This is a genomic window from Achromobacter sp. D10, assembly GCF_035282245.1.
Taxonomy (GTDB): domain Bacteria; phylum Pseudomonadota; class Gammaproteobacteria; order Burkholderiales; family Burkholderiaceae_B; genus Achromobacter; species Achromobacter insolitus.
The window spans coordinates 182,463-208,648 of the sequence record NZ_JAYJLE010000001.1 but is presented as its reverse complement, the minus strand read 5'-3'; the positions used below and the strand labels follow the sequence as shown (position 1 = coordinate 208,648).

At 65.3% G+C, this 26,186-nt stretch carries 24 protein-coding genes and 1 tRNA gene; 13 read left to right on the top strand and 12 right to left on the bottom strand.

Annotated features, from left to right (window positions below; translation table 11 throughout):
• Nucleotides 1-7: 7 nt before the first annotated feature.
• The 4 genes from VCS63_RS00965 to VCS63_RS00950 form a co-directional block, all read right to left on the bottom strand.
• Nucleotides 8-1,093: an NAD(P)H-dependent glycerol-3-phosphate dehydrogenase gene (locus VCS63_RS00965; protein WP_076816623.1), complete on the bottom strand. Its 1,086-nt coding sequence runs from the start codon at nt 1,091-1,093 to the stop codon at nt 8-10.
• A gap of 94 nt (nt 1,094-1,187) precedes the next feature.
• Entirely contained in the window at nt 1,188-1,721 is a 534-nt protein-coding gene (secB, locus tag VCS63_RS00960; RefSeq protein WP_063641392.1) for a protein-export chaperone SecB, read from the bottom strand.
• 50 nt (nt 1,722-1,771) lie between these two features.
• The gene (grxC, locus tag VCS63_RS00955) at nt 1,772-2,029 is read right to left on the bottom strand and encodes a glutaredoxin 3 (protein ID WP_042796147.1); all 258 of its coding nucleotides are present in this window, start codon (nt 2,027-2,029) and stop codon (nt 1,772-1,774) included.
• A 51-nt stretch (nt 2,030-2,080) separates the two neighbouring features.
• Nucleotides 2,081-2,503, bottom strand: coding sequence for a rhodanese-like domain-containing protein (locus tag VCS63_RS00950; RefSeq protein ID WP_042796148.1), 423 nt, complete (start codon nt 2,501-2,503; stop codon nt 2,081-2,083).
• Nucleotides 2,504-2,665: 162 nt separating this feature from the next.
• Between VCS63_RS00950 and gpmA the strand changes: the two genes are divergently transcribed.
• The 7 genes from gpmA to VCS63_RS00915 all read left to right on the top strand — a co-directional run bounded on the left by gpmA (nt 2,666) and on the right by VCS63_RS00915 (nt 10,811).
• Nucleotides 2,666-3,418 carry a 2,3-diphosphoglycerate-dependent phosphoglycerate mutase gene (gene gpmA / locus VCS63_RS00945; protein ID WP_063641391.1) on the top strand — a complete coding sequence of 251 codons (753 nt, stop codon included), beginning with the start codon at nt 2,666-2,668 and terminating at the stop codon, nt 3,416-3,418.
• Nucleotides 3,419-3,425: 7 nt separating this feature from the next.
• A complete protein-coding gene (locus tag VCS63_RS00940; RefSeq protein WP_063641390.1) occupies nt 3,426-5,024 on the top strand; it encodes a peptidoglycan DD-metalloendopeptidase family protein in 1,599 nt (532 codons plus the stop codon).
• A 59-nt stretch (nt 5,025-5,083) separates the two neighbouring features.
• Nucleotides 5,084-6,529 (top strand): S41 family peptidase, encoded by a 1,446-nt coding sequence (locus tag VCS63_RS00935; RefSeq protein ID WP_042796151.1) that lies wholly within the window; start codon nt 5,084-5,086, stop codon nt 6,527-6,529.
• Entirely contained in the window at nt 6,526-7,281 is a 756-nt protein-coding gene (locus VCS63_RS00930; protein WP_042796152.1) for a HesA/MoeB/ThiF family protein, read from the top strand. Before VCS63_RS00935 ends, VCS63_RS00930 begins: the two co-directional genes overlap by 4 nt.
• Before the next feature lie 107 nt (nt 7,282-7,388).
• Nucleotides 7,389-8,576: a GGDEF domain-containing protein gene (locus tag VCS63_RS00925; RefSeq protein ID WP_042796153.1), complete on the top strand. Its 1,188-nt coding sequence runs from the start codon at nt 7,389-7,391 to the stop codon at nt 8,574-8,576.
• A gap of 106 nt (nt 8,577-8,682) precedes the next feature.
• On the top strand, nt 8,683-9,402 hold the full coding sequence (locus VCS63_RS00920) for a FadR/GntR family transcriptional regulator (RefSeq protein ID WP_042796154.1): 720 nt from the start codon (nt 8,683-8,685) through the stop codon (nt 9,400-9,402).
• Nucleotides 9,399-10,811 (top strand): FAD-binding oxidoreductase, encoded by a 1,413-nt coding sequence (locus VCS63_RS00915; protein ID WP_042796155.1) that lies wholly within the window; start codon nt 9,399-9,401, stop codon nt 10,809-10,811. The genes VCS63_RS00920 and VCS63_RS00915 overlap by 4 nt, the downstream gene beginning before the upstream one ends.
• Before the next feature lie 997 nt (nt 10,812-11,808).
• Here VCS63_RS00915 and thiC read toward each other — a convergent pair.
• Nucleotides 11,809-13,722, bottom strand: a complete 1,914-nt coding sequence (gene thiC / locus VCS63_RS00910) for a phosphomethylpyrimidine synthase ThiC (protein ID WP_323878045.1) — start codon at nt 13,720-13,722, stop codon at nt 11,809-11,811.
• A 372-nt stretch (nt 13,723-14,094) separates the two neighbouring features.
• Here thiC and VCS63_RS00905 point away from each other — a divergent pair, with 372 nt between their 5' ends.
• Nucleotides 14,095-14,658, top strand: a complete 564-nt coding sequence (locus VCS63_RS00905; RefSeq protein WP_063641385.1) for a SecDF P1 head subdomain-containing protein — start codon at nt 14,095-14,097, stop codon at nt 14,656-14,658.
• A 70-nt stretch (nt 14,659-14,728) separates the two neighbouring features.
• On the opposite strand, the gene VCS63_RS00900 is transcribed toward VCS63_RS00905, so the two are convergent.
• Nucleotides 14,729-15,181: a helix-turn-helix domain-containing protein gene (locus VCS63_RS00900; RefSeq protein ID WP_063641384.1), complete on the bottom strand. Its 453-nt coding sequence runs from the start codon at nt 15,179-15,181 to the stop codon at nt 14,729-14,731.
• A 79-nt stretch (nt 15,182-15,260) separates the two neighbouring features.
• Between VCS63_RS00900 and VCS63_RS00895 the strand changes: the two genes are divergently transcribed.
• Nucleotides 15,261-15,965: a transcriptional regulator gene (locus tag VCS63_RS00895; RefSeq protein ID WP_112966730.1), complete on the top strand. Its 705-nt coding sequence runs from the start codon at nt 15,261-15,263 to the stop codon at nt 15,963-15,965.
• On the opposite strand, the gene proB is transcribed toward VCS63_RS00895, so the two are convergent.
• The 5 genes from proB to VCS63_RS00870 form a co-directional block, all read right to left on the bottom strand.
• Nucleotides 15,934-17,070 (bottom strand): glutamate 5-kinase, encoded by a 1,137-nt coding sequence (gene proB / locus VCS63_RS00890; RefSeq protein ID WP_042796159.1) that lies wholly within the window; start codon nt 17,068-17,070, stop codon nt 15,934-15,936. The two genes, VCS63_RS00895 and proB, sit on opposite strands and share 32 nt — an antisense overlap.
• A gap of 57 nt (nt 17,071-17,127) precedes the next feature.
• Nucleotides 17,128-18,264: a GTPase ObgE gene (obgE, locus tag VCS63_RS00885; RefSeq protein ID WP_042796160.1), complete on the bottom strand. Its 1,137-nt coding sequence runs from the start codon at nt 18,262-18,264 to the stop codon at nt 17,128-17,130.
• Nucleotides 18,265-18,454: 190 nt separating this feature from the next.
• Complete coding sequence (rpmA, locus tag VCS63_RS00880; protein WP_006389959.1) at nt 18,455-18,715, bottom strand: 50S ribosomal protein L27; 261 nt, start codon at nt 18,713-18,715, stop codon at nt 18,455-18,457.
• Nucleotides 18,716-18,749: 34 nt separating this feature from the next.
• Nucleotides 18,750-19,061 (bottom strand): 50S ribosomal protein L21, encoded by a 312-nt coding sequence (gene rplU, locus VCS63_RS00875; protein ID WP_006216228.1) that lies wholly within the window; start codon nt 19,059-19,061, stop codon nt 18,750-18,752.
• A gap of 309 nt (nt 19,062-19,370) precedes the next feature.
• Nucleotides 19,371-20,129, bottom strand: a complete 759-nt coding sequence (locus VCS63_RS00870) for an IclR family transcriptional regulator (protein WP_323878041.1) — start codon at nt 20,127-20,129, stop codon at nt 19,371-19,373.
• Between the two features lie 100 nt (nt 20,130-20,229).
• On the opposite strand from VCS63_RS00870, the gene VCS63_RS00865 reads away from it, so the two are divergent.
• From VCS63_RS00865 to VCS63_RS00850, 4 genes are all read left to right on the top strand, one after another.
• Complete coding sequence (locus VCS63_RS00865; RefSeq protein ID WP_164793513.1) at nt 20,230-21,393, top strand: fumarylacetoacetate hydrolase family protein; 1,164 nt, start codon at nt 20,230-20,232, stop codon at nt 21,391-21,393.
• 197 nt (nt 21,394-21,590) lie between these two features.
• Nucleotides 21,591-22,556: an octaprenyl diphosphate synthase gene (gene ispB / locus VCS63_RS00860; RefSeq protein WP_042796162.1), complete on the top strand. Its 966-nt coding sequence runs from the start codon at nt 21,591-21,593 to the stop codon at nt 22,554-22,556.
• A gap of 140 nt (nt 22,557-22,696) precedes the next feature.
• Nucleotides 22,697-22,773 (top strand) — tRNA-Pro (locus VCS63_RS00855).
• A 233-nt stretch (nt 22,774-23,006) separates the two neighbouring features.
• Nucleotides 23,007-25,145, top strand: coding sequence for a LamG-like jellyroll fold domain-containing protein (locus VCS63_RS00850; protein WP_323878039.1), 2,139 nt, complete (start codon nt 23,007-23,009; stop codon nt 25,143-25,145).
• Nucleotides 25,146-25,185: 40 nt separating this feature from the next.
• On the opposite strand, the gene VCS63_RS00845 is transcribed toward VCS63_RS00850, so the two are convergent.
• Nucleotides 25,186-26,160 (bottom strand): LysR family transcriptional regulator, encoded by a 975-nt coding sequence (locus VCS63_RS00845; protein ID WP_042796164.1) that lies wholly within the window; start codon nt 26,158-26,160, stop codon nt 25,186-25,188.
• Nucleotides 26,161-26,186 lie beyond the last annotated feature (26 nt).

The window sequence follows — 26,186 nt, the reverse complement described above, 5'->3', positions numbered from 1 at the left end:
GGGCGGGTCAGTGGGGCCCGGGGGCCGTCGCTGCGCCCGGTTGGCCGTCAGTCGCGCCGCTTTCGTAGCGGGCATCGCGCGCCAGCAAGGCGGACACGGCCGTCATGGGAGCCACGCCGTCGAACAGCACGGCGCAGACGGCTTCGGTGATTGGCAATTCGACGCCGATGGCGCGGGCGCGCTCCAGCGCGGCGCGGGCGCAGCGCACGCCTTCGGCCGTGATGCCGCTGGCCAGGATGTCGGCCAGTTTGCGACCGGCGCCGATTTCCAGGCCGACGCGGCGGTTGCGCGACAGCTCGCCAGTCGCGGTAAGCACCAGGTCGCCCAGGCCGGTCAGCCCGGCGAAGGTCTCGGCTTGCGCGCCCAGCGCCACCCCGAAGCGGGTCATCTCGGCCAAGCCGCGCGTGATCAGCGCCGCGCGGGCGTTCGTGCCCAGGGCCAGGCCGTCACAGATGCCGCAGGCGACGGCGATGACATTCTTCAGCGCGCCGCCGACTTCCACGCCGACCAGGTCGGTGCTGGCGTACACGCGCAGGGCCGCGCCATGGAAGGCGGCGGTTGTGGCTTCGCGCAAGGCGGGGCTATCGCTGGCCACGGTCAGCGCCACGGGCAGGCCCTGGGCGACTTCACGCGCGAACGAGGGGCCCGACAGTGCGCCACCCACGGCGCCGGGCAGTGCCTCGCGCATGATTTCGTGGGGCAGCCTGGCCGTGTCGGCTTCGAAGCCCTTGCACGTCCAGACGATCGGGGTGTCCTGCAATCCCAGCGCGGGCAGCCGGCGGGAAAGCTCGTCACAGATGGCGGTCAGCCCCGCCACCGGTACGCCGAGCACGATCAGGCGGCGCGCCCCGGGCTCCTGGAGGCTGCGCAACGTGGCGTCGAGGTCTGAGGAAACATTCAGTGCCTGGGGCAGGGAAATGCCAGGCAGGTAGCGCGCGTTCTCGTGCGTGGCGGCCATGCCGGCCGCCTGCGCGGCGTCGCGCGCCCAGAGTACGGTGGCGTGGCGGCGGCTAGCTGCCGCCGCCAGCGCGGTGCCCCAACTTCCCGCACCCAGGACGGCGACGCGCAGGCGTGGCGGATCGGGATTTTTCATCGCCGAGCCGCCTCAAGATGAAAAGCGCCCCCACGGGGGGCAGCAAGCCGAAGGCGCAGCGTGGGGGCTCTTTTCATGGGACGCCGGGGCCTGCTTACTGGCGGGTCGCGCCGGGAGGCAGGATGATGCCCGAGTCGCTACCGTTGCCGTTGGCGGCGCCTTGTTGTTGTTGCAGCTCGGCCAGGCGCTGTTCGTACAGGGCCTGGAAATTCACTTCGGTCAGGTGCAGCGGCGGCATCGAGGTGCGGGTGATCGCATCGGCGATATTGGCGCGCAGGTAGGGGTACAGCATGGTCGGGCAGACGATGCCCAGCAGCGGATCGAGCTGTTCCGCGGGGATGTTGGCGGCCTCGAAGATGCCCGCTTGCGTGCCTTCGACCAGGTACACGACCTTTTCATTGACGCGGGTGGTGACCGTGACGGTGACCGTGGTTTCGAACACGGTTTCGGCCAGGCGCTGACCGCCCACGGTGATGCTCACCTCGACCTGGGGCGCTTCTTGCTCCAGGAAGACGTGGGGGGCATTCGGCATTTCCAGCGAAAGGTCTTTCAGGTAGACGCGCTGCAGATTGAACGAGGGCGCGTCGTTGCCGCCTTCTTGCTGGGAGTTTTGGTCTTGATCAGCCATGAGTGTTTCCGTTGGTGGGAGGGGCAAAAAGGGGAGGTACAGCCTGTGTGTCAGCCGTTGAGCATGGGGGCCAGGCCGCCCGAGCGGTCCAGGGCCATCAAGTCGTCGCAACCGCCGACATGGGTATCGCCGATGAAGATCTGCGGCACGGTGCGCCGGCCGGTGCGTTCGATCATGACCTCGCGCTGGGACGGATCCCGATCGATCTGGATGATTTCCAGGTCCGTCACGCCGCGCTGCTCCAGCAAGGCCTTGGCGCGGGCGCAATAGGGACAATAGTCCTTGCTGTACATGACGACTTTGTTCATAGGCGCTCCTGTGGGTACAAGAATAGGTAGATGGGGGCGCGGCCCCTGGCTTCAACCCTTCTGGGTCACCGGCAGGCTGGCGGCCGACCAGGCGCGCATGCCGCCTTCCAGCGGCACCACGTCGGCGAATCCCTGGGCGCGCAGCTTGGCGGCGGCGCGGGCCGAGTCGCGGCCATTGTCGCAAACCACGACCAGCGGCTTGTTCTTGGGCAGCGAAGCGGCCTTTTGCTCCAGGTCGGCTGCCGGCACGTTGCGTGCCTGGGCGATGTGGCCGGCCTGGAACTGTTCGGCGGGGCGCACGTCGACCCAGACCGCCTGGCGCTGGTTGACCATCTGGATGGCCTCGGTCGTGCTCACTGCCGACCCGGTGCGGCCTTTGCGCAGGGCCGGGATGGCCAGCATGATGCCGGAGATCACGGCAACGGCGACAATGAAGATGTTGTTTTTATCGAGCAAGAATTGCAAAAGGTCCACGGGGCATCCTGAAGTGCGGCGACTAGCCTGGTATAGGCGAACCCTGATGCGCCGCGCCGCGGAAATGGGCGGGTGCGCCGGGGCAAAATCAAGGGCAAAATCGCTCAATTATAAAATGAGCGCATTCCTTCACTTTAACCCGCGTTACAAGCGTCCCAAATCATGCACAAACTCGTTCTGATGCGCCACGGCGAAAGCCAGTGGAATCTGGAAAACCGCTTCACCGGTTGGACCGACGTCGACCTGACCGAGACCGGCCGCGAACAGGCCCGCAAGGCCGGCGAGCTGCTCAAGAAAGAAGGCTACACCTTCGACCTGGCTTACTCCTCGCTGCTCAAGCGCGCCATCCGCACCCTGTGGATCGCCCTGGACGCCATGGATGCCATGTACACCCCGGTCGGCGTGACCTGGCGCCTGAACGAACGCCACTACGGCGCGCTGCAAGGCCTGAACAAGGCTGAAACGGCGGCCAAGTACGGCGACGAGCAAGTGCTGATCTGGCGCCGCGCCTATGCCATCGCCCCGGAGCCGCTGGCGCTGGACGATGAACGCCACCCGCGTTTCGACAAGCGCTACGCCAAGGTGCCCGCAGACCAGCTGCCCGCCACCGAATGCCTGAAGGACACCGTGGCCCGCGTGCTGCCGTTCTGGAACGAATCGATTGCCCCGGCCATCCGCGCCGGCCGCAACGTCCTGATCGCCGCCCATGGCAACAGCCTGCGCGCCCTGATCAAGCACCTGGACAACGTCTCGGACGACGACATCGTCAATCTGAACATCCCCACGGGCCAGCCGCTGGTCTATGAATTGGATGATGACCTGCGCCCGATCCGCCACTATTATCTGGGCGATGCCGCCGAGATCGAGGCGGCCATGGCCGCCGTGGCGGCCCAGGGTAAGGCTAAGAAGGACTGATATTCCTATGCGTCGCGCGGCAGGGTTGTTGTTGGCGGTCATGCTGACCGGTGGGGCGCTGTCGGCTCGCGCCGCGCCCAACGACCTCGCCGGCCGCCAGTCGGACGCGGAAAAGCAGCAGGCCGCCTTGCGCGATCGCATCGAGAACCTGCAAAAGGATATCGACGACCGCGAGGCTGCCCGCAAGGAAGCGGCCGACGCGCTCAAGCAGTCCGAATCGGCCATTTCCAAGATCAATCTGCGTCTGCGGGAACTGGCCGAGGCCAACCGCCAGGCGCAGGCAGACCTGACTAGCCTGGAAAAGCAGATCGGCGCGCAACAGGTCGTGCTGGCCAAGCGCCGCACGGAACTGGCCGAGCAACTGCGCACTCAATACACCAGCGGCTTGTCGCCCTGGACGGCCCTGCTGTCCGGTGACGATCCCCAGGTGTTGGGGCGCAACCTGGGCTATCTGGATTACGTGTCTCAGGCCCGCGCCAGCGCCGTGCAGGCCTTGCGCGCCGATATCGAGCGCCTGGCTGCCCTGCAGGAGCGCGCCGACGCCCGCCGGGCCGAGATCGAAAAGGTCGTGGCGGAAACCTCCGAGCAAAAGACCGCGCTCGTCGGTCAGCAGAAGGAGCGGGCCACGCTGCTGGCGCAGTTGGAAGGGCAGATTGCCGCCCAGCGCGCAGAAGCCAACAAGCTGGGACGCGACGACCAGCGTCTGTCGCGGCTCATCACCGATCTGGACGCGGCCATCGCCAAGCAGATCGAGGAGGCCCGCCGCCTCGAGGAAGCCCGCAAGCGGGCCGAGGAAGTCCGCCGGGCGGAAGAGGCGCGCCGCGCCGCCGAAGAAGCCAAAAAGCGCGCCGACGCCGAGCGCCGCGCCGCCGAGGATGCCCGCAAGAAAGCCGAGGCCGACCGCAAGCTTGCCGCCGACAACGCCAAGCGCGAGCGGGATGCCCGCGAGGCCCGCGATGCCGCTCAGGCGCGTGAGCAGGTCGAGGCCGCCAGCCGCCAGAACCGCGGCCCGGTCGCGGTGGCCGACCCGGATGCCGCCGGACTGCGTCCGGCCGAGCAGAAGCAGTCCCGGTTGACCACGCCCGAACCGCCGCCTGCGGCCAAACCCGCGGAACCGCCCAAAAAGGCGGAACCTGTCCAGGAGAATCCCGCTCCAACCCGTATCGAGCCTGCCCAGCAGACCCAGAGCGCGCGCGCCGCGCCGGCGGTGGGCGGCGGCAACGGCTTGCGCCACGGACTTTCCATGCCGGTGCGCGGACAGATACAGGGGCGTTTCGGGGTCGATCGTCCGGATGGCGGCGTATGGCGCGGCGTGGTGCTGCGCGCGCCCGAGGGCACGCCGGTCAAGGTGGTGGCCCCGGGCACGGTGGTCTACGCCGATTGGCTGCGTGGTTTTGGCAACCTCATCATTGTGGATCATGGGCAGCAGTACCTGACCGTCTATGCTTACAACCAAAGTCTGCTCAAACGGGTGGGAGATTCGGTGACGGGTGGCGATACTATTGCTACGGTAGGAGCAACCGGCGGCCAAGTGGAATCCGGCCTATACTTTGAAATTCGCCATCGTGGCGCTCCTGTGGATCCGGCACAATGGCTGGCGCAGTAGATTGATGTCGTTGGTAATTACCAAACCCCATCGGCGAAAACAAAATTCGGGAAGTGTGCATGGGCACTCGTAAGTTTCGCGGTTTCGGTCTGATTGCCATCGGTGCGGTGGCTGGTGTTTTGCTCAGCGTAGGGGTGACGGCCGTCGCCCAGCGCGGCAGCCCCTTGCCCCTGGACGAGCTCAGGCAGCTGAGCAACGTGTTCGCCGCCATCAAGAACAACTACGTCGAGGCAGTCGACGACAAGACCCTGATCGACAACGCCATTTCCGGCATGGTGTCGAACCTGGATCCGCACTCCGCCTACCTGGATGCCGACGCGTTCCGCGAAATGCAGACGGCCACTCAAGGCGAGTTCGGCGGCCTGGGTATCGAGGTCGGCGCGGAAGACGGCTTCGTGAAGGTGATCTCGCCCATCGAAGACACGCCTGCCGCCCGCGCGGGCGTCATGGCCGGCGACCTCATCATCAAGATCGACGACACGCCCACCAAGGGCATGACGCTCAACGACGCGGTCAAGCTCATGCGTGGCGCGCCCAAGTCGCCGATCACGCTGACCATCATGCGCGCCGACCGTCCCCAGCCCATCGTGCTGAAGATCGTGCGCGACATCATCAAGGTGCGCAGCGTGCGCAGCAAGATGCTGGACAACGGCATCGGCTACGTCCGCGTCGCCCAGTTCCAGGAAAAGACGGGCTCCGACCTGGCCAAGCAATTGAAGGACCTGGGCGCCAAGGAAGCTCCCAAGGGCCTGGTGCTGGACCTGCGCAACGACCCGGGCGGCCTGCTGACCAGCGCCATCGGCGTGTCCGGCGCGTTCCTGCCGCCCGACTCGGTGGTGGTGACCACCGACGGCCGTACCCCGGACGCCCGCCACAAGTACCTGGCCACGCCGTCGGAGTACGCACGCGGCGAAAGCAACTACCTTGCCGGCCTGCCGGCCTGGACCAAGACGGTGCCGATGGTGGTGCTGGTGAACGTGGGCTCTGCCTCGGCCTCCGAGATCGTGGCCGGAGCCTTGCAGGACCACAAACGCGCCAAGGTCCTGGGCAACCGCACTTTCGGCAAGGGCTCGGTGCAGGTGATCCTGCCCTTGTCCGAAACCACCGCGGTCAAGCTCACCACCTCGCGCTACTTCACGCCCAGCGGCCGCTCCATTCAGGCCACCGGCATCGAGCCTGACTACGTCGTGGCCGACACGGCCGAAGGCGATCTGTTCCGCCTGCCGCGCGAAGCCGACCTGCAGCGCCACCTGTCCAACCAGCAGACGGCCAACGAAGTGAAGTCCAGCGCTGGCGAAGACAACGTCGACGTGCCGGCCAAGGTGTTTGAATTCGGCGGCAAGGATGACTTCCAGCTGCAACAGGCCTTGAACGTGCTGGCTGGCAAGCCGGTGCAGAAGGGTTCGGCCCGCGCCCAGGCCAAGGCGGATGCCAAGGCCGGCGGCGGTGTGCCCCAGCGCATGAAGATCACGCCGACCGGAGTCGAGCCCAACAAGGACAAATGAACGACGAGCAACTGCTGCGCTACGCCCGCCACATCCTGCTCGACGAGCTGGGAATCGAAGGGCAGGAAAAACTGCTGGCGGCGCGTGTGCTCATCGTGGGGGCGGGTGGACTGGGTTCTCCCGCCGCGCTCTACCTGGCCACCGCCGGCGTGGGCGACATCACCCTGGCCGACGACGACGTCGTCGAGCTGAGCAACCTCCAACGCCAGATCCTGCACACTAGCGCCAGCGTCGGCCGTCACAAGGCGGAATCCGGACGCGATATGTTGGCGGCCTTCAATCCACAAACGCGGGTCCATGCCCGGGTTGAACGGCTTGAAGGCCAGGCGCTGTCCGACGCCGTCGCGCAGGCGGACCTGGTGCTGGACTGCACCGATAACTTCGCCACCCGTCACGCCATCAACCGCGCCTGCGTGCAGCACCGCAAGCCGCTGGTTTCCGGCGCCGCGATCCGCTTCGACGGCCAGGTCAGCGTCTATGACCTGCGTGACGATAACGCGCCCTGTTACCACTGCCTGTTTCCGGAAGGCGACGACGTCGAGCAAGCCAATTGCGCGACGATGGGCGTCTTCGCTCCGGTCGTCGGCATCATCGGCAGCATGCAGGCCGCCGAGGCCCTCAAGCTGCTGTCCGGCGTGGGCGAAAGCCTGTCGGGCCGCCTGCTTTGGCTGGACGTGCGCACCATGCAATGGCGCAGCGTCAACGTCCAGCGCGATCCCGAATGCGCGGTCTGCGGCCATCGCGGACACTGATCCAGCGCCCGGGATTGGCCCCGCGGACAATATTAAAGGCTTGAAATACCTGCTATAACGCCAGCCAGCCTACCCGAAAGCGGGTAGATGGCCAGGGACGTGACCGCGTGGATACAGCACTGAAGTTCAGTTTGCCCAAATGGCGCCTGACGCGTTGGCTGACGCATTCCGGGCACGATACCCCTGCGGACATCCGCTCGGCGCTGATCGCCAGCTTGTTCGGCACGCTGCCTATTTTTGCCGGCGGCGTCATCAATACCCTCATGATCGCCGGCGTGGTCGCCTGGCGCCGTCCCGAACCGCTCTACCTGTCATGGCTGGCGATGGAGGTGCTGTTGGCGGTGGTGCGCGTTCTGATCCTGCGGTCCGCCCTGCGCGCCGCGCCCAGGGGCGGGAACACCCATACCGATATCTATATCCTGCTGGCATTGCTGTGGGCGTTCAGCGTGGGCTATGGGGTCTTCGTCACATTCATCAATGGCGACTGGCTGGCTGCCACACTGGCCGGCGTGTCCTGCGGCGCCATGGCGGGCGGCATCTGCTTTCGCAACTATGGCGCGCCGCGGCTGGTCGGCGCCATGATCTTCCTGAGCCTGGGGCCCATGTGCCTGGGCGCGGCTTTCACGGGCGAATACGTCACCGCCATCGTCTTCATCCAGATTCCGTTCTATCTGGTCAGCATGAGCATTGCTTCGCACCGGCTCAATCGCATCCTGGTGTCCACCATGCTGGCCGAACGCGACAGCGAACGCCGCGCCAGCCAGGACGCGCTGACCGGCCTGGCCAACCGTGCCGGCCTGCAGGCCGCGCTGGAGCGCGTCTGCACCAGCGCGCGCGGCCAGGACAGCTCCGCGGCCCTGCTCTATATGGACATGGATGACTTCAAGCTCATCAACGACACCTATGGCCATGCCGCCGGCGACCAGGTGCTGACAACCATCGCCCAACGCATGCGGTCCATGCTCCGGGTGGACGACGTGGCGGCGCGGATCGGCGGCGACGAATTCATCGTGCTGGTGACCGGCATCGACGCCACGGCCGCCCTGCGTTTGGGCGAACATCTGCTGCACGATGTCTCGCAGCCGATCACGCTGATGGACGGCACGCGGGTCAACGTGGGGCTGTCCATCGGTATTTCCATCGTTTCGGGTGCCAATCGCAGTCCCGAGGCGGCGCTGCATTCCGCCGATGCCGCGCTCTATCGCGCCAAGGCGCAGGGCGGACGCTGCTGCGCCGTGGCCGGGGTCGAAGAGGTCGAGAAGATCGTGCCCGGCGGCGAACCCGCCGTGGCCTGAGCAACCCCCAGCGGGACCGCGCAGCCTTCTTGTTCCACTCGAAAGCAATGTAATTCGCAGCCAAAAAGTTATCAGATAACCTGAAAAGTATGTCTATAATGCGCCAATGTTGACCAAGAGCCTCACGCTGACCGAACAGGTCGCCCGCCAGATAGCCGCCGATATCGCTGGCGGCGCCTATCCCGTCGGCGCCAAGCTGCCTGCGGGGCGCGTCCTGGCCGAGCAATACGGCGTCAGTGCCGCGGTCATCCGCGAGGCTACCGAGCGCTTGCGCGCCCAGGGTTTGATCCAGAGCCGGCAGGGATCTGGCAGCACCGTGCTGTCGCGCACGGGCGCGCAGGGCTTCCAGCTGTCCGCAGGCATCGCCGTGGACCGCAAGCAACTGGCCGGCGTGTACGAATTGCGCATGGAACTGGAAGGCGGCGCGGCCGCGCTGGCGGCGCAACGGCGCGACGACGCGGACCTGACTGCCATGGCGCGCGCCTTGGCGGACCTGGAGTCGCACCTGGAAGATCCGGAGCGGGGCGTGGAACACGACATCGCCTTTCACCGCGCCATTGCCGCCGCTACCCACAACAGCTGCTACCAAGACTTGTTGCAGTACCTGAACCTGCAACTCCGCCTGGCCGTCAGCACCGCGCGCAGCAATAGCCGCCTGCAGGCGGGCCTGACGGCTGCCGTGCACCAGGAACACGTGGCCGTCTTCGAGGCCATTCGCGCGCGCGATCCCGAACGGGCTCGGCATGCCGCCGCCCGCCACTTACAGCAGGCGGCCAGCCGCCTGCAACTCGATCTACTCTCTCCCGCCGCAAGGCAGACATCATGAGCGCATCCGACTTTACGCAACGCCTGGTCCAGGCCCTGGGTCCCGACACCGTCATTACCGCCGAAGCGGACATCGCGCCCTGGCTGTCCGATTGGCGCGGTCTGTACAAGGGCAATGCCCAGGCGGTGGTGCGTCCGCGCACGACCGCCGAGGTCGCCACCTGCCTGGCGCTCTGCCAGGAGGCCGGCGTGCCGGTGGTCCCGCGCGGCGGCAACACCGGCCTGTGCGGCGGCGCCACGCCGGATGGCGGCGTAGCCAATGTGGTGCTGAGCCTGGACCGCATGAACGCGGTGCGTTCCATCGATACCATCGCCAACACCATGGTGGCCGAAGCCGGCGCCATCCTGGGCAACCTGCGCCGCGCCGCGCAAGACGCCGGCCGCCTGCTGCCGCTGAGCCTTGCGGCGGAAGACTCCAGCCAGATCGGCGGTAACGTGGCCACGAACGCGGGCGGCGTGAACGTGGTCCGCTATGGCATGGCGCGTGAGCTGGTGTTGGGCCTGGAGGCCGTATTGCCCACGGGCGAGATTTTTCACGGCCTGCGCACCCTGCGCAAAGACAACACCGGCTACGACCTCAAGCAATTGCTGATCGGCTCCGAAGGCACGCTGGGCGTCATTACCGCAGTCGCCCTGCGTCTGTTCCCGCGCACTGACGTGCGCTCGGTGGTGCTGGCGGCCGTCGAGTCGCCGGCGCAGGCGCTGCAATTGTTCGAAATCCTGTTCGAACAATGCGGTGCGCGCCTGCAGGCATTCGAGTATTTCTCGGGGGATTGCCTGGATCTGGTGCTGGCGCACGCCGCAGGGGTGCAGGAACCGTTCGGGCAGCGCTACCCCGCCTATGTGCTGGTGGAGTTGGCGGACACTGCGGACGAAGCGGCGCTGAACGGTCTGGTGGAGAACGTCATCGGCACGGCGCTGGAACGCGGTCTGTGCCTGGACGCGGCGGTGTCCGCGTCGCTGGCCCAGTTGCAGGCGCTGTGGAAGCTGCGTGAGGAAATCTCGGAGGCGCAACGCGCCGACGGTCCCCACCTGAAGCACGACGTGTCATTGCCGATCGAGCGCATCCCCGACTTCATGGAGTCCGCCGAAGCGCGCGTGCGCGCGCTGTACCCGGACATCCGCCCCTTCATCTTCGGCCATTTCGGCGACGGCAACCTGCACTACAACCTGTCGCGCCCGGCCGGCGCGGACCGCGATTGGGTCGCTGTGCATGGGGAGGCGATCACGGACGCGGTGTTGGATGAGGTAAATCGTTACGGCGGGAGTATTTCTGCCGAGCACGGGATCGGGCAGTTGAAGCGGGACCATTTCCTGCACAGCAAGGATGCGCTGGAGCTGCGGTTGATGCGGGAAATCAAGGCTGTGTTGGATCCTGCGGGGATTATGAATCCTGGGAAATTGCTGTAGTTTTTTGGGACGTTTTTGAGCGTAGCCTTGTGGGGTGCCGCTCGGTTTGTATGAGCGAAGCTTCGTAGGCCGCACGGCGGCGCGGGCGGCATGGCGGCGAGCGCCCACGATTGCGGTCCGGAGCGTTCGCTCCGGACTGCCCCGTCGTCATCTTCGTCACCGCCTTCGGCGGTTCCTTCAGATTCCCTCGGGCGCATCGAGGTTGCTCGCCGCCATGCCGCCCGCACCGCCGTGCTATCTGCGTCTTGGCTTGTTGCGGCGCCAGAGCCGTGTTCAATGGCGAGTCTTGCGGGGCCCGCTCATTGCGGCCGCCCGGGCGGCCGTAATGAGCATGCGCGCTCGCGTGCGTCGTGATGGATGCGCTGGCGCGAATGCGACGAGCGGTTTGCTAGTGGTTGTCGCCGTTTTTTTGGGGGCGGTGATGGGTGGCGCGCGTTGGACGGAAGCTTGCGCACGCAGTCCTCTCGCGCGCCGCCCATCGGGTGGTGGAGTTGAAATGGCGAACGTTTGGCGCCTCACGACGCTTCCGTGGGATGGGTAGGCTCCGAGCAAGAACCCCAGCGTCCAGCACAAGTAGCCCACGACCGGACCCTTACACGCTCCCCCTTCCTGTCCGCCTCCACGCACTCTCCACCAGCGCGCAGCGTCATCATCCGACGCGAGACACCGCGTAAGCCCCCAAAGGCCGCCCGGGCGGCCGGCCGGGGGCGGGCCCCGCAAGATCCTCGCCCACCCCCACCGGTGGCGAGAACGCCAAGCACACCGTTCGCCCCAGCGTCCGTGAAGATTCAATAGCAGAGCCTGTCGCGTCGGAGGCCTGCCATGCGCGGGGCGTCGATAAGCCCGAGGGAATCCGTAGGAGTCGCCGAAGGCGAGGACGAGGATGACGATGGGGCAGTCCGGAGCGAAGGCTCCGGACCGCAATCGTTGCCCCGCGCATGGCAGGCCCTCGACGTGACGGGCGTCTTAAGAACCAACACCCGTCACAAGAACAACATCACTGCCGATGATAAACCTCGGCCCCCTTCTTAACGAACTCGATGGACTTCTCCTCCATCCCCTTCCGCAGCGCATCCTTCTCACTGACCCCCTGAGCCGCCGCATAATCCCGTACATCCTGCGTGATCTTCATCGAGCAGAAGTGCGGGCCGCACATCGAGCAGAAGTGCGCCACCTTCATCGAGTCCTTCGGCAGCGTCTCGTCGTGGAATTCCTTGGCGGTGTCCGGGTCCAGGCCGAGGTTGAACTGGTCGTCCCAGCGGAACTCGAAGCGTGCCTTGGACAGGGCGTTGTCGCGGATCGCCGCGCCCGGATGGCCCTTGGCGAGGTCGGCCGCATGGGCTGCGATCTTGTAGGTGATGATGCCGTCCTTCACGTCCTTCTTGTTTGGCAGGCCCAGGTGTTCCTTGGGGGTCACGTAACAGAGCATCGCCGTGCCGTACCAGCCGATCAGCGCGGCGCCGATGCCGGAGGTGATGTGATCGTAGCCGGGCGCGATGTCGGTGGTCAGCGGGCCCAGCGTGTAGAACGGCGCCTCGTGGCAGTGTTCCAGCTGCAGCTCCATGTTTTCCTTGATCATCTGCATCGGTACATGGCCCGGGCCTTCGATCATGACCTGCACGTCATGCTTCCATGCCACTTGAGTCAGTTCGCCCAGTGTCTTCAGCTCGGCGAACTGCGCCTCGTCATTGGCGTCGTAGCCCGAGCCCGGGCGCAGGCCGTCGCCCAGCGAGAAGCTGACGTCGTAGGCCTTCATGATTTCGCAGATTTCCTCGAAGCGTTCGTAGAGGAAGCTCTCCTTGTGATGCGCCAGACACCACTTGGCCATGATGGAGCCGCCGCGCGAGACGATGCCCGTCATGCGGTCGGCGGTCATCGGGATGAAGGGCAGGCGCACGCCGGCGTGGATGGTGAAGTAGTCCACGCCTTGCTGGGCCTGCTCGATCAGCGTGTCGCGGAAGATCTCCCAGGTCAGTTCCTCGGCCTTGCCGTCCACTTTCTCCAGCGCCTGGTAGATCGGCACGGTGCCGATGGGCACGGGCGAGTTGCGGATGATCCATTCGCGCGTTTCGTGGATGTGCTTGCCGGTGGACAAGTCCATGACCGTGTCGCCGCCCCAGCGGATCGCCCACGTCATCTTTTCCACTTCCTCGCCTATGCTGGAACTGACGGCGGAGTTGCCGATGTTGGCATTGATCTTCACCAGGAAATTGCGGCCGATGGCCATCGGTTCCACTTCCGGGTGGTTGATGTTGGCGGGAATGATGGCGCGGCCGCGCGCGATCTCGTCACGCACGAACTCGGGAGTGATGGCGGCGGGAATCGAAGCGCCGAACGATTGGCCGGGGTGCTGGCGCAGCAGCCGCTTGACCATTTTCTCGCCGTCGGGGCCGCTGTCGCGCAACGTCTGCAGATAGTGCTCGCGGCGCAGGCTTTCGCGGATCGCCACAAATTCCATTTCCGGCGTGATGATGCCGCGACGGGCGTAATGCATCTGCGACACGTTGGCGCCGGACTTGGCGCGGCGCGGCGGGCGCTGCAGGTCGAAGCGCATGGCCGTCAGCTTGGGATCGGTCAGGCGTTCCTTGCCGTAGTCGCTGGTCGGGCCCGACAGCACTTCCGTGTCGCCGCGCTCTTCGATCCAGGCGCGGCGCAGTTCGGGCAGGCCGCGGCGGATGTCGATCTTGGCTTCGGGGTCGGTGTAGGGGCCGCTGCAGTCGTAGACCGTCAAGGGCGGGTTTTTCTCGCCGCCGAACATCGTCGGGGTGTCGTCCTGTTCGATTTCACGGAACGGCACGCGGATGTCGGGGCGCGAGCCCACTTCATAGACCCGGCGGGATTTGGGCAACGGCGCGACGGCCGCGGCGTCGACTTCGGCGGTGGCGGCCAGGAATTTGGGATTGGCGTTCATGGAAAGCTCCAAGCGAGTGGTTGGAGCCGATCGGGAAGGAATTCCCGCCGCGCGCGCAAGGACGCATGGCGGGAATACGGCTCCCAGCATCGGCATTATCCGTACTGGTACGAAGGGACTCTCTCAACACGTCCGGCCATGTAGGCGGGACGAGTACCCCTGCGCGAAAGCGAAGTATAGAGGCTGGCGCGCGTTCCGACGAATCGCCCGGCTGCTGCGCCGCGTCAGCCAGTGCAGGCGGGAGCTGGTATTACAGCTTTACAATTGGATTCAGACTGGGGCGACACTGTCATTCAGGTTCTGTACACTTTTCCCAGTACCGGGGATGAAGTCGCATCGCCTGGTCTTAGTCCACTTAAGAAGGAATCGAGCATGCAACTGAACCTACGCAAATTGGCGCCCGCCCTTGTAGTCGTGACGTTGGCGCTAGCGGGTTGCAAGACCGCCCCGACTAAGACGTCCGGCGACACGGCCACGCCGCAAGCTGGCCAAGAGGCCACCAAGCCTGCCGCCACCGCGGCATCGGTGGACTTCTATCTGGCGCAGAAGCAGCCCGCCGCGGGCCTGCGCGAAATCGCCTTGCCCGATGGCAAGCTGTACATGCAAACCGTGCCCGTCCTGACGCGTGCCGACCTGACCGACGCCGCCGCGCTGGTGGACCGTCAGGGCCAGAACTTCGTCGGCCTGCGCTTCTCGGAAGCCGGCGCCCGCAAGCTCAATGACGTCAGCTCCAAGAACGTCGGCAACATGCTGGCGCTCGTCATCGACCAGGAACTGGTCGCCGCTCCGCTCATCGGTGAGCCGTTGAACCGCGGCGTGCTGGCCTTTGGCGTGCAGTCGGCCCAAGCCGCTTCGGAAATTGCCGCCAAGATCCGTGGCGACGCAGCCGTGCCGCCAGCGGGCGGAGCTGCTCCGGCCCCCGCTGCCAAGCCCTGAGTTGGTACAGCGATAAAGAAAGCCCGGCATGCCGGGCTTTTTTTCGTCTGCACTATGGGGCAGGCCGCGATCAGCCCAGCTTGCGCCCGCGCGTCTTCGCGCCGCGGCGGACCAGTATCGTCTTTTCGATGAAGGCCTGCGTAATGGATTCGAGCACCAGGCGGTCTTCAGGCGTAAGCGACTCGAACTGCGAGGGCGAAATGTTCGGGAAGGGCCAGGGCGCCATGGGGCGCGGCCGCATGCCGGGGCGTGGCTGGGGTTCCGCCACACCCGGTGAGGGAAGCGTATTGCTGAGGTCGTAGCCTTCCACGGGCAGTTCCATGGGGCCCTTGCCGGTTTCCAGCCATTCGGCCTCGACTTTCAGGACTTGCGCCAGCTTGCGGGCCGAGCGGCTTGAATGCCGCAGGCCGCTTTCGTAGCTGCCGATAGCGCTTTGCGAGATGCGCGCCAGACGCGCGAGAGCCTTTTGCGTGTGGCCACGCAGCAAGCGGGCATGCTTCAGCCGGTCTGAGAATGTTTTCACAGGGCGATTGAAGCTTGCTGGTTACATTCTTTGGTGGTTATAAATATTACATAAGTGATATTTATGGGGGGGTAGGAGCATGGAGAAACGGGGCAGCGTGCTCGTCCTGCGGTTTGACGACACGGCGACCGAGGATCTCGCCAAGGCGTTACGCCTAATGTGTTGGCAGGTCCGCGTCTTCGATTCTTGCGCGGTCTTGCTTGACGATCTGCGTGCCCACGGCGCCGACGTGCTGGTGCTGGACGGGGCCGCGCAGGGCGTGTCGGATACCATCTCGATGCTGCGTGGCGCAGCACCGTCCGTGGCGCTAGTCTGGCGGGCGGTGGCTGCCAATACGTCCGAACGTATTGCCGCACTGGATGCCGGCGCGGACGTGTGCGTGTCGGCCGGCATGGATCCTTTGGAATGGGACGCCATGCTGCGTAACCTGTACCGTCGCTCGTCGCCTGCCGCCTTGCCTTGGCGGGTCGATTCCAGCGCGAGCGCGCTGTCCGGACCTGCCGGAGAGAGACTGCCGTTAACGGCGGCGGAGCGTGCTTTTTTTGTCCGCTTGTTGAACGCACCCGGCTACTGTTTGCGCCGGGAATGCTTCATGCCGGTCGGCGCGCGCGCCTCCCAGGACGGGGCGCGGCGAGTGGATGTGTTGTTGTCGCGGCTGCGCAGCAAGGCGCGCAGCCTCAATATCGAATTGCCCGTACTGGCCGTGCGCGGATGGGGCTACATCCTGCTACCGGAAGGCCGGGCAAGCGGCCTCAGAGCACGACCAGGTTGTCTCGATGCATGAGCTCGGGCTCAGTCATGCTGCCCAGGATGCGCGCGATCTGCGACGAAGGTTGGCGCAGAATGCGGCGGGTGTCGGCCGATGAGTAATTGATCAAGCCCCGAGCGCATTCGCGCCCTTGGCTGTCGACGCAAGCGACCACGTCGCCGCGGCCGAACTCGCCGTCCACTTCGGTCACGCCGATGGGCAGCAGGCTCTTGCCTTCGCGCAGCAGGGCCTGCACGGCGCCGTCGTCCAGCACCACGCGGCCACGCAGTCGCAGATGGTCGGCCAGCCATTGCTTGCGTGCAGACCACACCGGCAGCACGGCGCGCAATTCGCTGCCTATGCATTCGCCTTGGGCCAGGCGCGTGAGCACGTTGCGCTCGCGGCCGGATGCGATCACGGTATGGGCGCCGCTGTGCGCGGCGCGCTTGGCCGCGAGCACCTTGGTCAGCATGCCGCCGGTGCCGATGCCGCTGCCGGCGCCGCCGGCCATGGCTTCCAGGGCGGGGTCGCCGGCCTGTGCGTGCGACATGAACTTGGCGTCGGGATTCTTGCGCGGGTCGGAGTCGTACAGGCCGCGTTGATCCGTCAGGATGATCAGCGTGTCGGCTTCGATCAGGTTGGTGACGAGTGCGCCCAGCGTGTCGTTGTCGCCCAGCCGGATTTCGTCGGTGACCACCGTGTCATTTTCGTTCACGATCGGCACCACACCCAGGCGCAGCAGCGCGAACAGCGTGCTGCGCGCGTTCAGGTAGCGGTGGCGGTCGGCCAGGTCTTCGTGCGTCAGCAGGATCTGGGCGGTGCGCAGGCCGTACTCGGCAAAGGCCGCCTCATAGGCCTGGCAAAGACCCATCTGGCCCACTGCTGCTGCGGCCTGCAATTCGTGCATGACCGAAGGGCGCTTGCGCCAGCCAAGGCGGGCCATGCCTTCGGCGATGGCGCCGCTGGAGACCAGCACGATCTGCTTGCCTTGCTTGTGCAGGGCGGCGATCTGCGCGGCCCAATGCGCCACGGCGGCGCGGTCCAGGCCTCGGCCTTCGTTGGTGACCAGCGACGAGCCGACTTTGGCGACGAGGCGCTGGGCGTTGGTGACGACGGAAACGGCGGTTGTTTCAGCTGACATGATGGAAGCCGGCTGCGGCGAGAATAAAGACGTAATCGTAAGGACTGCGATTATGGCTTATTCGTCGTTGCCGCGCGGCGCGGGCCGCTGGTCGGCATCCGAGCGCTTGTCGTCGAAGCGCGGGTCGGGGGCGACATAATTGTCGTCCGCCTTGTCTTGCGACAGGTGTTCCTTTTCGCGTTCGGCGTCCAGGTAATCCTGCAGTGCGTAGATCAGGTCCTGCGTGCCTTCGCCCGACAGGCCGGAAATGCCGAACACCGGGCCCTTCCAGTCGTAGAGTTCAAGGAAGCGGCGCTTGGTGTCTTCGGGATCGGGCACCATGTCCAGCTTGTTCAGCACCAGCCAGCGCGGCTTGGCGGCCAGTTCGGGGTCGTAGCGGCGCAGTTCCTCGACGATGGCGCGCGCATCCACCACGGCCTGCTCGACCGGATCGGCATCCGGATCGGGCGTGGACACGTCCACCAGGTGCAGCAGCACACGGGTACGCGCCAGGTGGCGCAGGAACAGGTGGCCCAGGCCGGCGCCTTCGGAGGCGCCTTCGATCAGGCCGGGGATGTCGGCCACGACGAAGCTGCGCGACGGCGAGGTACGCACCACGCCCAGGTTCGGGTGCAGGGTGGTGAACGGGTAGTCCGCGATCTTGGGTTTGGCGTTGGAAATACGGGTGATCAGCGTGGACTTGCCGGCGTTGGGCAGACCGAGCAGGCCCACGTCCGCCAGTACCTTCAATTCCATGCGCAGGTAGCGGTGCTCGCCTTCCTTGCCGGGCGTCCATTGGCGGGGTGCACGGTTCACGCTGGATTTGAAGTGAATGTTGCCCATGCCGCCCTGGCCGCCAGCGGCCAGCACCACCTTCTGGTCGTGCTGGTTCAGGTCGAACAGGACTTCGCCGGTGTCGGCGTCATGGATGATGGTGCCGACCGGCACGCGCAGCGTGATGTCGGGAGCAGCGGCGCCATACTGGTCCGAGCCGCGGCCGTTTTCGCCGTTCTTGGCGCGATGCAGGCGCGCGTAGCGGAAGTCGATCAGCGTGTTGATGTTGCGGTCGGCAACCGCATAGATCGAGCCGCCGCGGCCGCCGTCGCCGCCATCCGGGCCGCCCTTGGGGATGAATTTTTCGCGGCGAAAGCTCGCCACGCCATTGCCGCCTTTGCCGGCGACGACTTCGATGGTGGCTTCGTCTACGAATTTCATGATGTCCGCGCGTGTAGTAAGTAGTGGGGCCCAGGCCCGTCATCGGGCAAGGCCAGGAGGCAGGGGCCGGAACCTTCCGGCAGCTGCCTTAAAACAAAAAAAGCTTAAAACAAAAAAGCCCTGCCGCATGCGACAGGGCTTTTGCCGTTCTGGAACGCGGCAAGCCGCGTTACTGACCGTGCTTGTCCGATTACTCGGCAGCGACGATCGAAACGGTCTGCTTGTTCAATGCGCCCTTGAAGCCGAATTGAACCTTGCCGTCGACCAGCGCGAACAGGGTGTGGTCCTTGCCCATGCCGACGTTCACGCCAGCGTGGAAGCGCGTACCGCGCTGACGCACGATGATCGAACCAGCGGGAATCAATTCACCGCCAAATGCCTTGACGCCCAGACGCTTCGATTCTGAGTCGCGTCCGTTCCGCGTAGAGCCGCCGCCCTTTTTCTGTGCCATGTTTAGCTCCTGCTAAGTGGTACCGAGTCGCTTCTTAAGCCGTGATGGCTTCGATGCGGATTTCGGTGTAGTTCTGACGGTGGCCCTGACGCTTCTGGTAGTGCTTGCGACGGCGCATCTTGAAGATCTTGACCTTGTCGTGGCGGCCTTGCGCAAGAACCGTTGCCTTGACCACGGCGCCGGAGACGAGGGGCGTGCCAACTTTCAGTTGGTCGCCTTCGCCCACGGACAGCACTTGGTCCAGGGTGATTTCTTGCCCAATGTCAGCCGGTATCTGTTCTATCTTGAGTTTTTCGCCAGCGGCAACGCGATACTGCTTGCCACCGGTTTTTACGACCGCGTACATGGGGTATTCCTTAAATAGGTAAATGGGTTCATCCGCGCTGTCCGCCCTGCTGGGCGGGTTGCCGCTCCGGCAGGACGCTTTCGTCTCTTGGCGCCAGAGCCTGGCAAGAGAGAAAAGGTCTTGATGCTAGGAAGGTTCAAAACCGGGGTTTAAAGCCGGGGCTGAAGCCTGCTCTTGCACCCAGAGGGGTGGCGCAAATGCAACCGACGTAATTCGGGCATTGCTGACCGAATCTGCGATATTAGCCCGGGACTTTCAGAAAGTCAAAAAGCTGTTGCAGGTTAAGGGCTTAGGTGTCGCGTGCACGCTTCAAGCGCCGGGGATCACCCGCAAGGCGATGTCCCGTGCCACGAGCCGGATGCCTTCCATGGCGTCGCGGCGATGGGCTTCGTCCAGGCGATCGGTGGGGATGGACGTGCTGACGGCTATCCGCTTGCCCAGGGGCGTCACGCCTACGTACGCGGCGAAGCAGACCAGCCCTGTCGCCACTTCTTCGAGATCCTGCGCCAGCCCGGTGTTGCGCACCTGCGCCAATTCCTGGTCGAGCGCGGCGCGGGTGGCGAGACTGCGCTCGGTGACGCGCGGCAGCGTATCCGGCACGCGGGCGGCCAGGTCCTCGAGCGACAGGCTGGCCAGCAGCGCCTTCCCCAGCGCGCAGGCGCTTGCGGGCAGCCGCAGGCCCAGGTCCGACACCAGGCGTACCGGGCGGCGCGCGTCTTCGCGGGCCAGATAGACCACGTCGAAGCCGTCCAGCGTCGCGAGCTGCACCACTTCGTTGTGCCGCGCCACGAAGGCGCCCGCGGCCGCCTGGAAAGCGGTCTGCAACCCATCCTGGCGCAGGTAGGCGGAACCCAGCGCCATCAGTTCGATGCCCATGACGTAGCCGCCATCGCGCCGTTCGATCCAGCGCCGCTGTTCCAGGCAATCCAGCAGCAGGTACAGGGTGCTGCGGGCGAGCTTGCAGGCTTCGGCCAATTCCGAGGCTTTGACGGGCCCGCGGCGGCTGGCAAGCACCCGCAGGATGTCGTGCGTGCGCCGAATGGCGGGGACGTCATATTCCGAGGTCATAGTCAGATTGTCCAATATATTGGACATTAATTCATGATGTTGGACATGATAATGGAAGTCTCCTAGACTGCCTCGCAAACCATTCCAACCGAGGCGATACATGGACCAAGCAAGGATGCTGCCTGTCGATCTGGAACAGGCACTGCTAGTGGGGCGGGTGTGGCGGCCGGGAGCCGTGAATGGCCCTAGCGTGGTGGCGGTGCGCCGGGGCGAAGTCATCGACATCACCGCAACCGTGTCCACCATGGCCGACCTCCTGGACCGTCCCGACCGCGTGGCCCTGGCGGGCAGCGCGGCGGGCGAGTCGCTGGGCGATGCGCAGGCCCTGGTGGCCGCCAGCACGGAGGGGCAGAACGGGTTGCGCCTGTTGGCGCCTTGCGACCTGCAACCCGTCAAGGCGGCGGGTGTCACCTTTGCCATCAGCCTGCTGGAACGGATGATCGAGGAAGAGGCGGGCGGGGATGCCAGCCGCGCCGAGGAAATCCGCGTCCGCATGCAGGCGCTGATCGGTTCCGACCTGTCCCGGCTGCGTCCGGGGTCCCCGGAAGCGCTCAAGCTGAAGGCCGAGCTGATCGAACGCGGCCAGTGGTCGCAATACCTGGAGGTGGGCATCGGTCCGGACGCCGAGATCTTCTCCAAGGCGCCGCCCATGGCGTCGGTGGGGACCGGCGCGCAGATCGGCGTGCTGCCCGAATCCCGCTGGAACAATCCCGAACCCGAGATCGTGCTGGCGGTGGACAGCCGCGGCGAAGTCGTCGGCGCCACCCTGGGCAACGACGTCAACCTGCGCGACATCGAAGGCCGCAGCGCCTTGCTGCTGACCAAGGCCAAGGACAACAACGGTTCATGCGCCATCGGGCCGTTCATCCGCTTGTTCGACGGCGGCTTCACGATGGACAGCATCCGCCAGGCCGATGTGTCCCTGCGCATCGAGGGCCTGGACGGCTTCGTGCTGGACGGCGTGAGCCACATGCGCGAGATCAGCCGCGATCCGCTGGACCTGGTGCGGCAGGCCTGCGGCAGCCATCACCAGTACCCGGACGGCTTCATGCTGTTCCTGGGCACCATGTTCTCGCCGACCCAGGACCGCATGGGGCCGGGCACGGGCTTTACCCATAAGCTGGGCGACCGCGTCGTGATCGCCTCCGAGCGCCTGGGCGCGCTGGTCAACGAAGTGCGGCTGGCCACGGAGATCGCGCCCTGGAATTTCGGGGTGCGCGCGCTGTATGCCAATCTGGCCGCCCGGGGTCTGCAGGGATCCTGACCGACCGAATACGGCATAGCCGCCGGGGAGGGCGCGCGCCGGGCGCCGCCTGGCCCGGCGATTCCACCAAGGGGCGGCCCGCGCCCGTCACACCCCGTATAATCCTTGGTCGAATCCTCCCGCCGCCTCCGGCGGGCCCAGCGGTAAGAGCCGGTCTGCGTCCGCGCCACGGCTCGTTTCACTCTCCCGGATACGTCTTGAATCTCCCCGAGCTTGTTGCCCCCATTGCAGACGATATGAAAGCCGTCGATGCGGTTATCCGCGAGCGGCTGAACTCCGACGTGGTCCTGATCCGCACGATCGGCGACTACATCATTGGAGCGGGCGGCAAGCGCATGCGTCCGGCCATGGTGCTGATGGTGGCGCGTGCCCTGGGTTATGAAGGCACGCATCACCAGTTGCTGGCAGCCGTGGTGGAGTTCATCCACACGGCCACGCTGCTGCACGACGACGTGGTGGATGAATCCGACCTGCGCCGCGGCCGCGAAACCGCCAACGCCGTCTTTGGCAACGCCGCCAGCGTGCTGGTGGGGGACTACCTGTATTCGCGCTCGTTCGAGATGATGGTGGAAGCGGATTCGATGCGCGTCATGAGCATCCTGTCCGAAGCCACGACGGTGATCGCCGAGGGCGAGGTGCTGCAACTGCTGAACGTGCACGACCCGGACGTTTCCCAGGAACGCTACCTGCAGGTGGTGCGCTACAAGACCGCCAAGCTGTTCGAGGCCGCCGCCCAGGTGGGGGCCGTGCTGGCCGGCGCCACTCCCGAACAGGAAGCCGCCGCAGCCGCCTACGGCCGCCACGTGGGCACTGCCTTCCAGCTGGTTGATGACGTGCTGGACTACAGTGGCGACGCCGCTGCCCTGGGCAAGAACGTGGGTGACGACCTGCGCGAAGGCAAGCCCACGCTGCCGCTCATCCGCGTGATGGAAGTGGGCACCCCGGAACAGCAGCAACTGATCCGTGACGCCATCAAGACGGGCGACGCCGACTTCGCCGCCGTGGCCGCCGCCATCCAGGCGACGGATGCCCTGGAACACGCGCGCCAGGCCGCCATCGCCGAGGCCGACCTGGCCCGTCAGGCACTTTCTGGCTACCCCATTTCCCCTTTTCAAAAATCTCTGTTAGAATTCTGCGCTTTCGCGGTGAACAGAGATCGCTAAGCGAATTAGGCAAAATTTTTGGGAAACCCGATTGGAAAACCTGATTTGGGGAACCCAGTAGCCTGAAGCGTAGCGGTACCGTCAAAGCGAAAGATGATCTGGTTGCACTGAGCGCAGCCAAATCAAGAAAGTTGAAGTACCGGGGCGTAGCTCAGCCTGGTAGAGTACTGCGTTCGGGACGCAGGAGTCGGAGGTTCGAATCCTCTCGCCCCGACCACTGATTAGTGGTCACACCCGACAGAAGACCCTTTAGCCGCATGGCCATCGGGTCTTTTTTGTTGCCCGTCGTTATTGTTGACTATGTGGCTTGGCTGTGTAGCACCACCGTGTTGCATGACTGTGGCAACGCGTGCTTGCGTACCGGCATTCTTGCATTCGCATGTCGGACTTGGTCATCCCCTCGTCATCGCGCCTCTCTAGACTCCCGCCTTTTTTGAACAGGCAGCAGAGATGACGAAGCACGGCAAGAACGGACAGATCGGTACGCAAGACGTGGAGCAGGTGGCGGAAACATCGCTGCTCGTACCGGATGACCGGAGGCGTAGCTTGCTGCGCGCCGGCCTGGGGGTGACGCTTTTGCCCATGGGCGGCTTCCTGCTCAGCGGCTGCAACAGCGGTGGCGATGACGACGATGCCGAGGGCGGCGATGGCGGTACCGGCAAGCCCCAGCCGGCTCTGGTGTCGAGTTTCGCGCTGGCGGTGTTGCCCGACACGCAGTTCTATTCGCGTTACGCCACGGACGCCGAAAACCAGCAGTTCATGCGCAAGTACGGCAGCGAACCCTTCCAGGCCCAGACGCGCTGGGTGGCCGAGCACGCGCGGGCGCTCAATATTCCCTTCCTGGTTCATCTGGGCGACGTGGTCGACCAGCAGGGCAAGCCTGATCAATGGAAGGTGGCGAGCGCCGCGATGAAGGTGCTGGAAGATGCCAAGGTGCCGTACTCGATCCTGGCGGGCAATCACGATGTGATCGTCGATCGCGACTACGTGGACGAGAGCAGCCAGTCGGCCAACACGGACGCGCAGCGCGATCTGGCCAAGGAACCGTATCTCCAGCATTTCAGCGCCACCCGCGCCAGGCAACAGGCCACCTTCGGCGGTCGCGACGCCAGCGGCTTCCACGAGTATCACGTGTTCGAGGCCGAAGGGCAGAAGTTCCTGGTGCTGTCTCTGTCTTGGCGCGTGTCGAACGACGCGCTGGCCTGGGCCAACCAGGTGCTGCGCGCCAATCCCACCTTGCCCGCCATCCTGATCAACCACCAGCTGCTCAATATCGACAAGGACGGCATCAGTCCTCTGGAAGTCCCCTACGGCAAGATGCTGTGGGAGAAGCTGATCCGCGACAACGATCAGATCTTCATGACGCTCAATGGCCATTACCACGGCGCGACGCGGCTGACCAAGACCAACGCGTACGGCAATGCGGTGGAGGAAATGGTGGTGGACTACCAAATGGCTTATCAGGGCGGAAACGGCCTGATGCGTCTGTACGAATTCGACCTGGGCAACAACGAGATCCGGGTGCTGTCGTTTTCGCCGTGGGTGCCGCAAAAGCCCAAGGACACGCTCAATGCCTTCGATCAGGCAGTGCTGACCACGCCCAACGAGCAATTCACGATCAAGATGGACTTCGCCAGCCGGTTCTCCGGTTTCAACAAGACGTTCAAGGCCGCGAAGCCCTCGCATACCTCGCTGGTCGAACAGGCGACGGCGCTGATCCTGGCCAACTACACGGATCCCGCCACCGTCGAGCAGAAGCCCGCCGCCAATGCCGATGACTACCCGCTGGTGGCCGGAACCCTGGCGCATTGGCGCTTCTTCGGCGGCAAGGCAGGACAGCCCGTCAAAGTGGGCGAAACCGTCGCGGACGTGACAGGCCTGAACCCGATACGCCGCGCGGCGCTCAATGTGGATGGCGTGGCTGGCGCACAGGAAGGCGACCTGCTTTGGTCGGACGATCATCACTATCTGTCCGCCGCGCCGGGTTCGGTGCGCTTCCTGAACACAGACAAGAACACGGCGCGCATGAGCTATTTCACCACCGATGCCGCCGCTGCGATCAACAGCGCCACGGTGCCTGGCGGCTATACGGTCGAGGCTTTCCTCAAGATCGACAAGGACTGGAGCGCCCAGAAGCATGCCTGGATGAACGTGATGACGCGCGACGGCAAGCGCGGCGACCTGGCGGGCTTCAATGGCGGCGATCCGGAATCCCCGCCCCTGATCTTCGCGTTGTCGAGCCTGCGCGAGATCCAGTGGGAGGTCGTGCCGGTCGTGGCGGGCGAGCGCGGCGGGAAGACGAATTGGTCCGGTGAAATCATCGCGGACAAGTGGCTGCACGTCGCGGTGGTGAACGACGACGCCACGCACGAGACCATCCTCTACATCGAGGGCGCGCCGGTACTGCGCAACGTCAGCAACGCGCCCGGTCTGGCAACGCTGGCCGCGGACATGCCTTGGGTCATCGGGGCAGGTTCGTGGGATGGCGAGCGCGCCGATGGCTTCTTCGGCAGCATTGGCGAGATCCGCATAGTCGACAAGGCGCTCAAGCCGGCGCAATGGCTGACCGCTCGCCGCGCCACGGCATAGCGATCAAGGCGGAATGCGCGAGTGCGTGTTCCGCCTGCGTTCAACGCGTCATGGGGGCGGCCGCTGCCTCGGCCGCTTCCGCGCGCAGGCATTCGATCAAATCCAGCATGCGCGGCGACAGATCCAGACTATGGTGCCGCACGATGCCTAAAGGGCCGAACACGGGCGGCAGTTCGATGTCCAGGATGGCCAGCTCACGTCCGCTGGCGGGGTGGCGGGCGACGCAGCGGGGCAATAGCGATAACAGGTCGCTGCTGGCCATCAGCATCATGTTGTTCAACGCCGAAGCCGATTCGATGCGCGACGGCGGGTACTGGCCATGGCGCTGCAGCAGCATGTCCAGGCCAATGCGCGCGGGGCTGCCGCGCGGCGGCATGATCCACGGGTAGGCGGCCAGTTGCGTCCACGAGACCTGTGCCACGTCCGCCAGCGGATGCCCGTTGCGCGCGCACACGCACATCGGTTCCTCGTACAGCACTTGCGCCATGGTGTCGGGCGTGCGCACGGCTGCGCCCATGCGCGCGACCAGCAGGTCGAGCTTGCGGGTGTGCAGGTCGGGCACCAAGGCTTCCAGCGAACCCTCGCGCACCAACACATTGACATTGGCGGCTTGCCGTTCGAAGCGCAGCAGCGCGCGCGGCACCAGGTAGGCGGCCGCCGCGGAGTTGACCCCGAGATGAATGGTCTCCACGTCCAGGTCGGGCGCGCCGGACCATTCGCCGCTCATGCGTTCCAGATCGCCCAGGACCCAGCGGGCATGCCGGATCAGGGAGTCGCCGTGGGGAGTGGGGAAAGTGCCTTTTGGCGTCCGGTCGAACAGCCGCGCGCCGAGCATGTCTTCCAGTTCGGCGATCATGCGCGACACCGCGGGCTGGGTGGTGGCCATGCGTTGCGCCGCCGCGCCGACGTTGTGGACTTCGTCCAGCAGCAGCATGAGCTGCAGATGGCGCAGGCGTAGCCGGCCGCGCAGATACCAGCCAGGCTGCAGGGTGGGCACGGCGCTGGGAGGATTCATTCTACATACCAAGTCTGATATGGAAA

Coding starts and splice junctions, on each gene's coding strand:
- VCS63_RS00940 (WP_063641390.1), top strand. CDS start 3,426: ATGCGTCGCGCGGCAGGGTTGTTGTTGGCGGTCATGCTGACCGGTGGG.
- grxC (WP_042796147.1), bottom strand. CDS start 2,029: ATGAACAAAGTCGTCATGTACAGCAAGGACTATTGTCCCTATTGCGCC.
- obgE (WP_042796160.1), bottom strand. CDS start 18,264: ATGAAATTCGTAGACGAAGCCACCATCGAAGTCGTCGCCGGCAAAGGC.
- secB (WP_063641392.1), bottom strand. CDS start 1,721: ATGGCTGATCAAGACCAAAACTCCCAGCAAGAAGGCGGCAACGACGCG.
- proB (WP_042796159.1), bottom strand. CDS start 17,070: ATGTCAGCTGAAACAACCGCCGTTTCCGTCGTCACCAACGCCCAGCGC.
- VCS63_RS00935 (WP_042796151.1), top strand. CDS start 5,084: ATGGGCACTCGTAAGTTTCGCGGTTTCGGTCTGATTGCCATCGGTGCG.
- VCS63_RS00965 (WP_076816623.1), bottom strand. CDS start 1,093: ATGAAAAATCCCGATCCGCCACGCCTGCGCGTCGCCGTCCTGGGTGCG.
- VCS63_RS00905 (WP_063641385.1), top strand. CDS start 14,095: ATGCAACTGAACCTACGCAAATTGGCGCCCGCCCTTGTAGTCGTGACG.
- VCS63_RS00865 (WP_164793513.1), top strand. CDS start 20,230: ATGGACCAAGCAAGGATGCTGCCTGTCGATCTGGAACAGGCACTGCTA.
- thiC (WP_323878045.1), bottom strand. CDS start 13,722: ATGAACGCCAATCCCAAATTCCTGGCCGCCACCGCCGAAGTCGACGCC.
- VCS63_RS00850 (WP_323878039.1), top strand. CDS start 23,007: ATGACGAAGCACGGCAAGAACGGACAGATCGGTACGCAAGACGTGGAG.
- VCS63_RS00845 (WP_042796164.1), bottom strand. CDS start 26,160: ATGAATCCTCCCAGCGCCGTGCCCACCCTGCAGCCTGGCTGGTATCTG.
- VCS63_RS00870 (WP_323878041.1), bottom strand. CDS start 20,129: ATGACCTCGGAATATGACGTCCCCGCCATTCGGCGCACGCACGACATC.
- VCS63_RS00920 (WP_042796154.1), top strand. CDS start 8,683: ATGTTGACCAAGAGCCTCACGCTGACCGAACAGGTCGCCCGCCAGATA.
- VCS63_RS00930 (WP_042796152.1), top strand. CDS start 6,526: ATGAACGACGAGCAACTGCTGCGCTACGCCCGCCACATCCTGCTCGAC.
- VCS63_RS00895 (WP_112966730.1), top strand. CDS start 15,261: ATGGAGAAACGGGGCAGCGTGCTCGTCCTGCGGTTTGACGACACGGCG.
- VCS63_RS00915 (WP_042796155.1), top strand. CDS start 9,399: ATGAGCGCATCCGACTTTACGCAACGCCTGGTCCAGGCCCTGGGTCCC.
- rplU (WP_006216228.1), bottom strand. CDS start 19,061: ATGTACGCGGTCGTAAAAACCGGTGGCAAGCAGTATCGCGTTGCCGCT.
- gpmA (WP_063641391.1), top strand. CDS start 2,666: ATGCACAAACTCGTTCTGATGCGCCACGGCGAAAGCCAGTGGAATCTG.
- rpmA (WP_006389959.1), bottom strand. CDS start 18,715: ATGGCACAGAAAAAGGGCGGCGGCTCTACGCGGAACGGACGCGACTCA.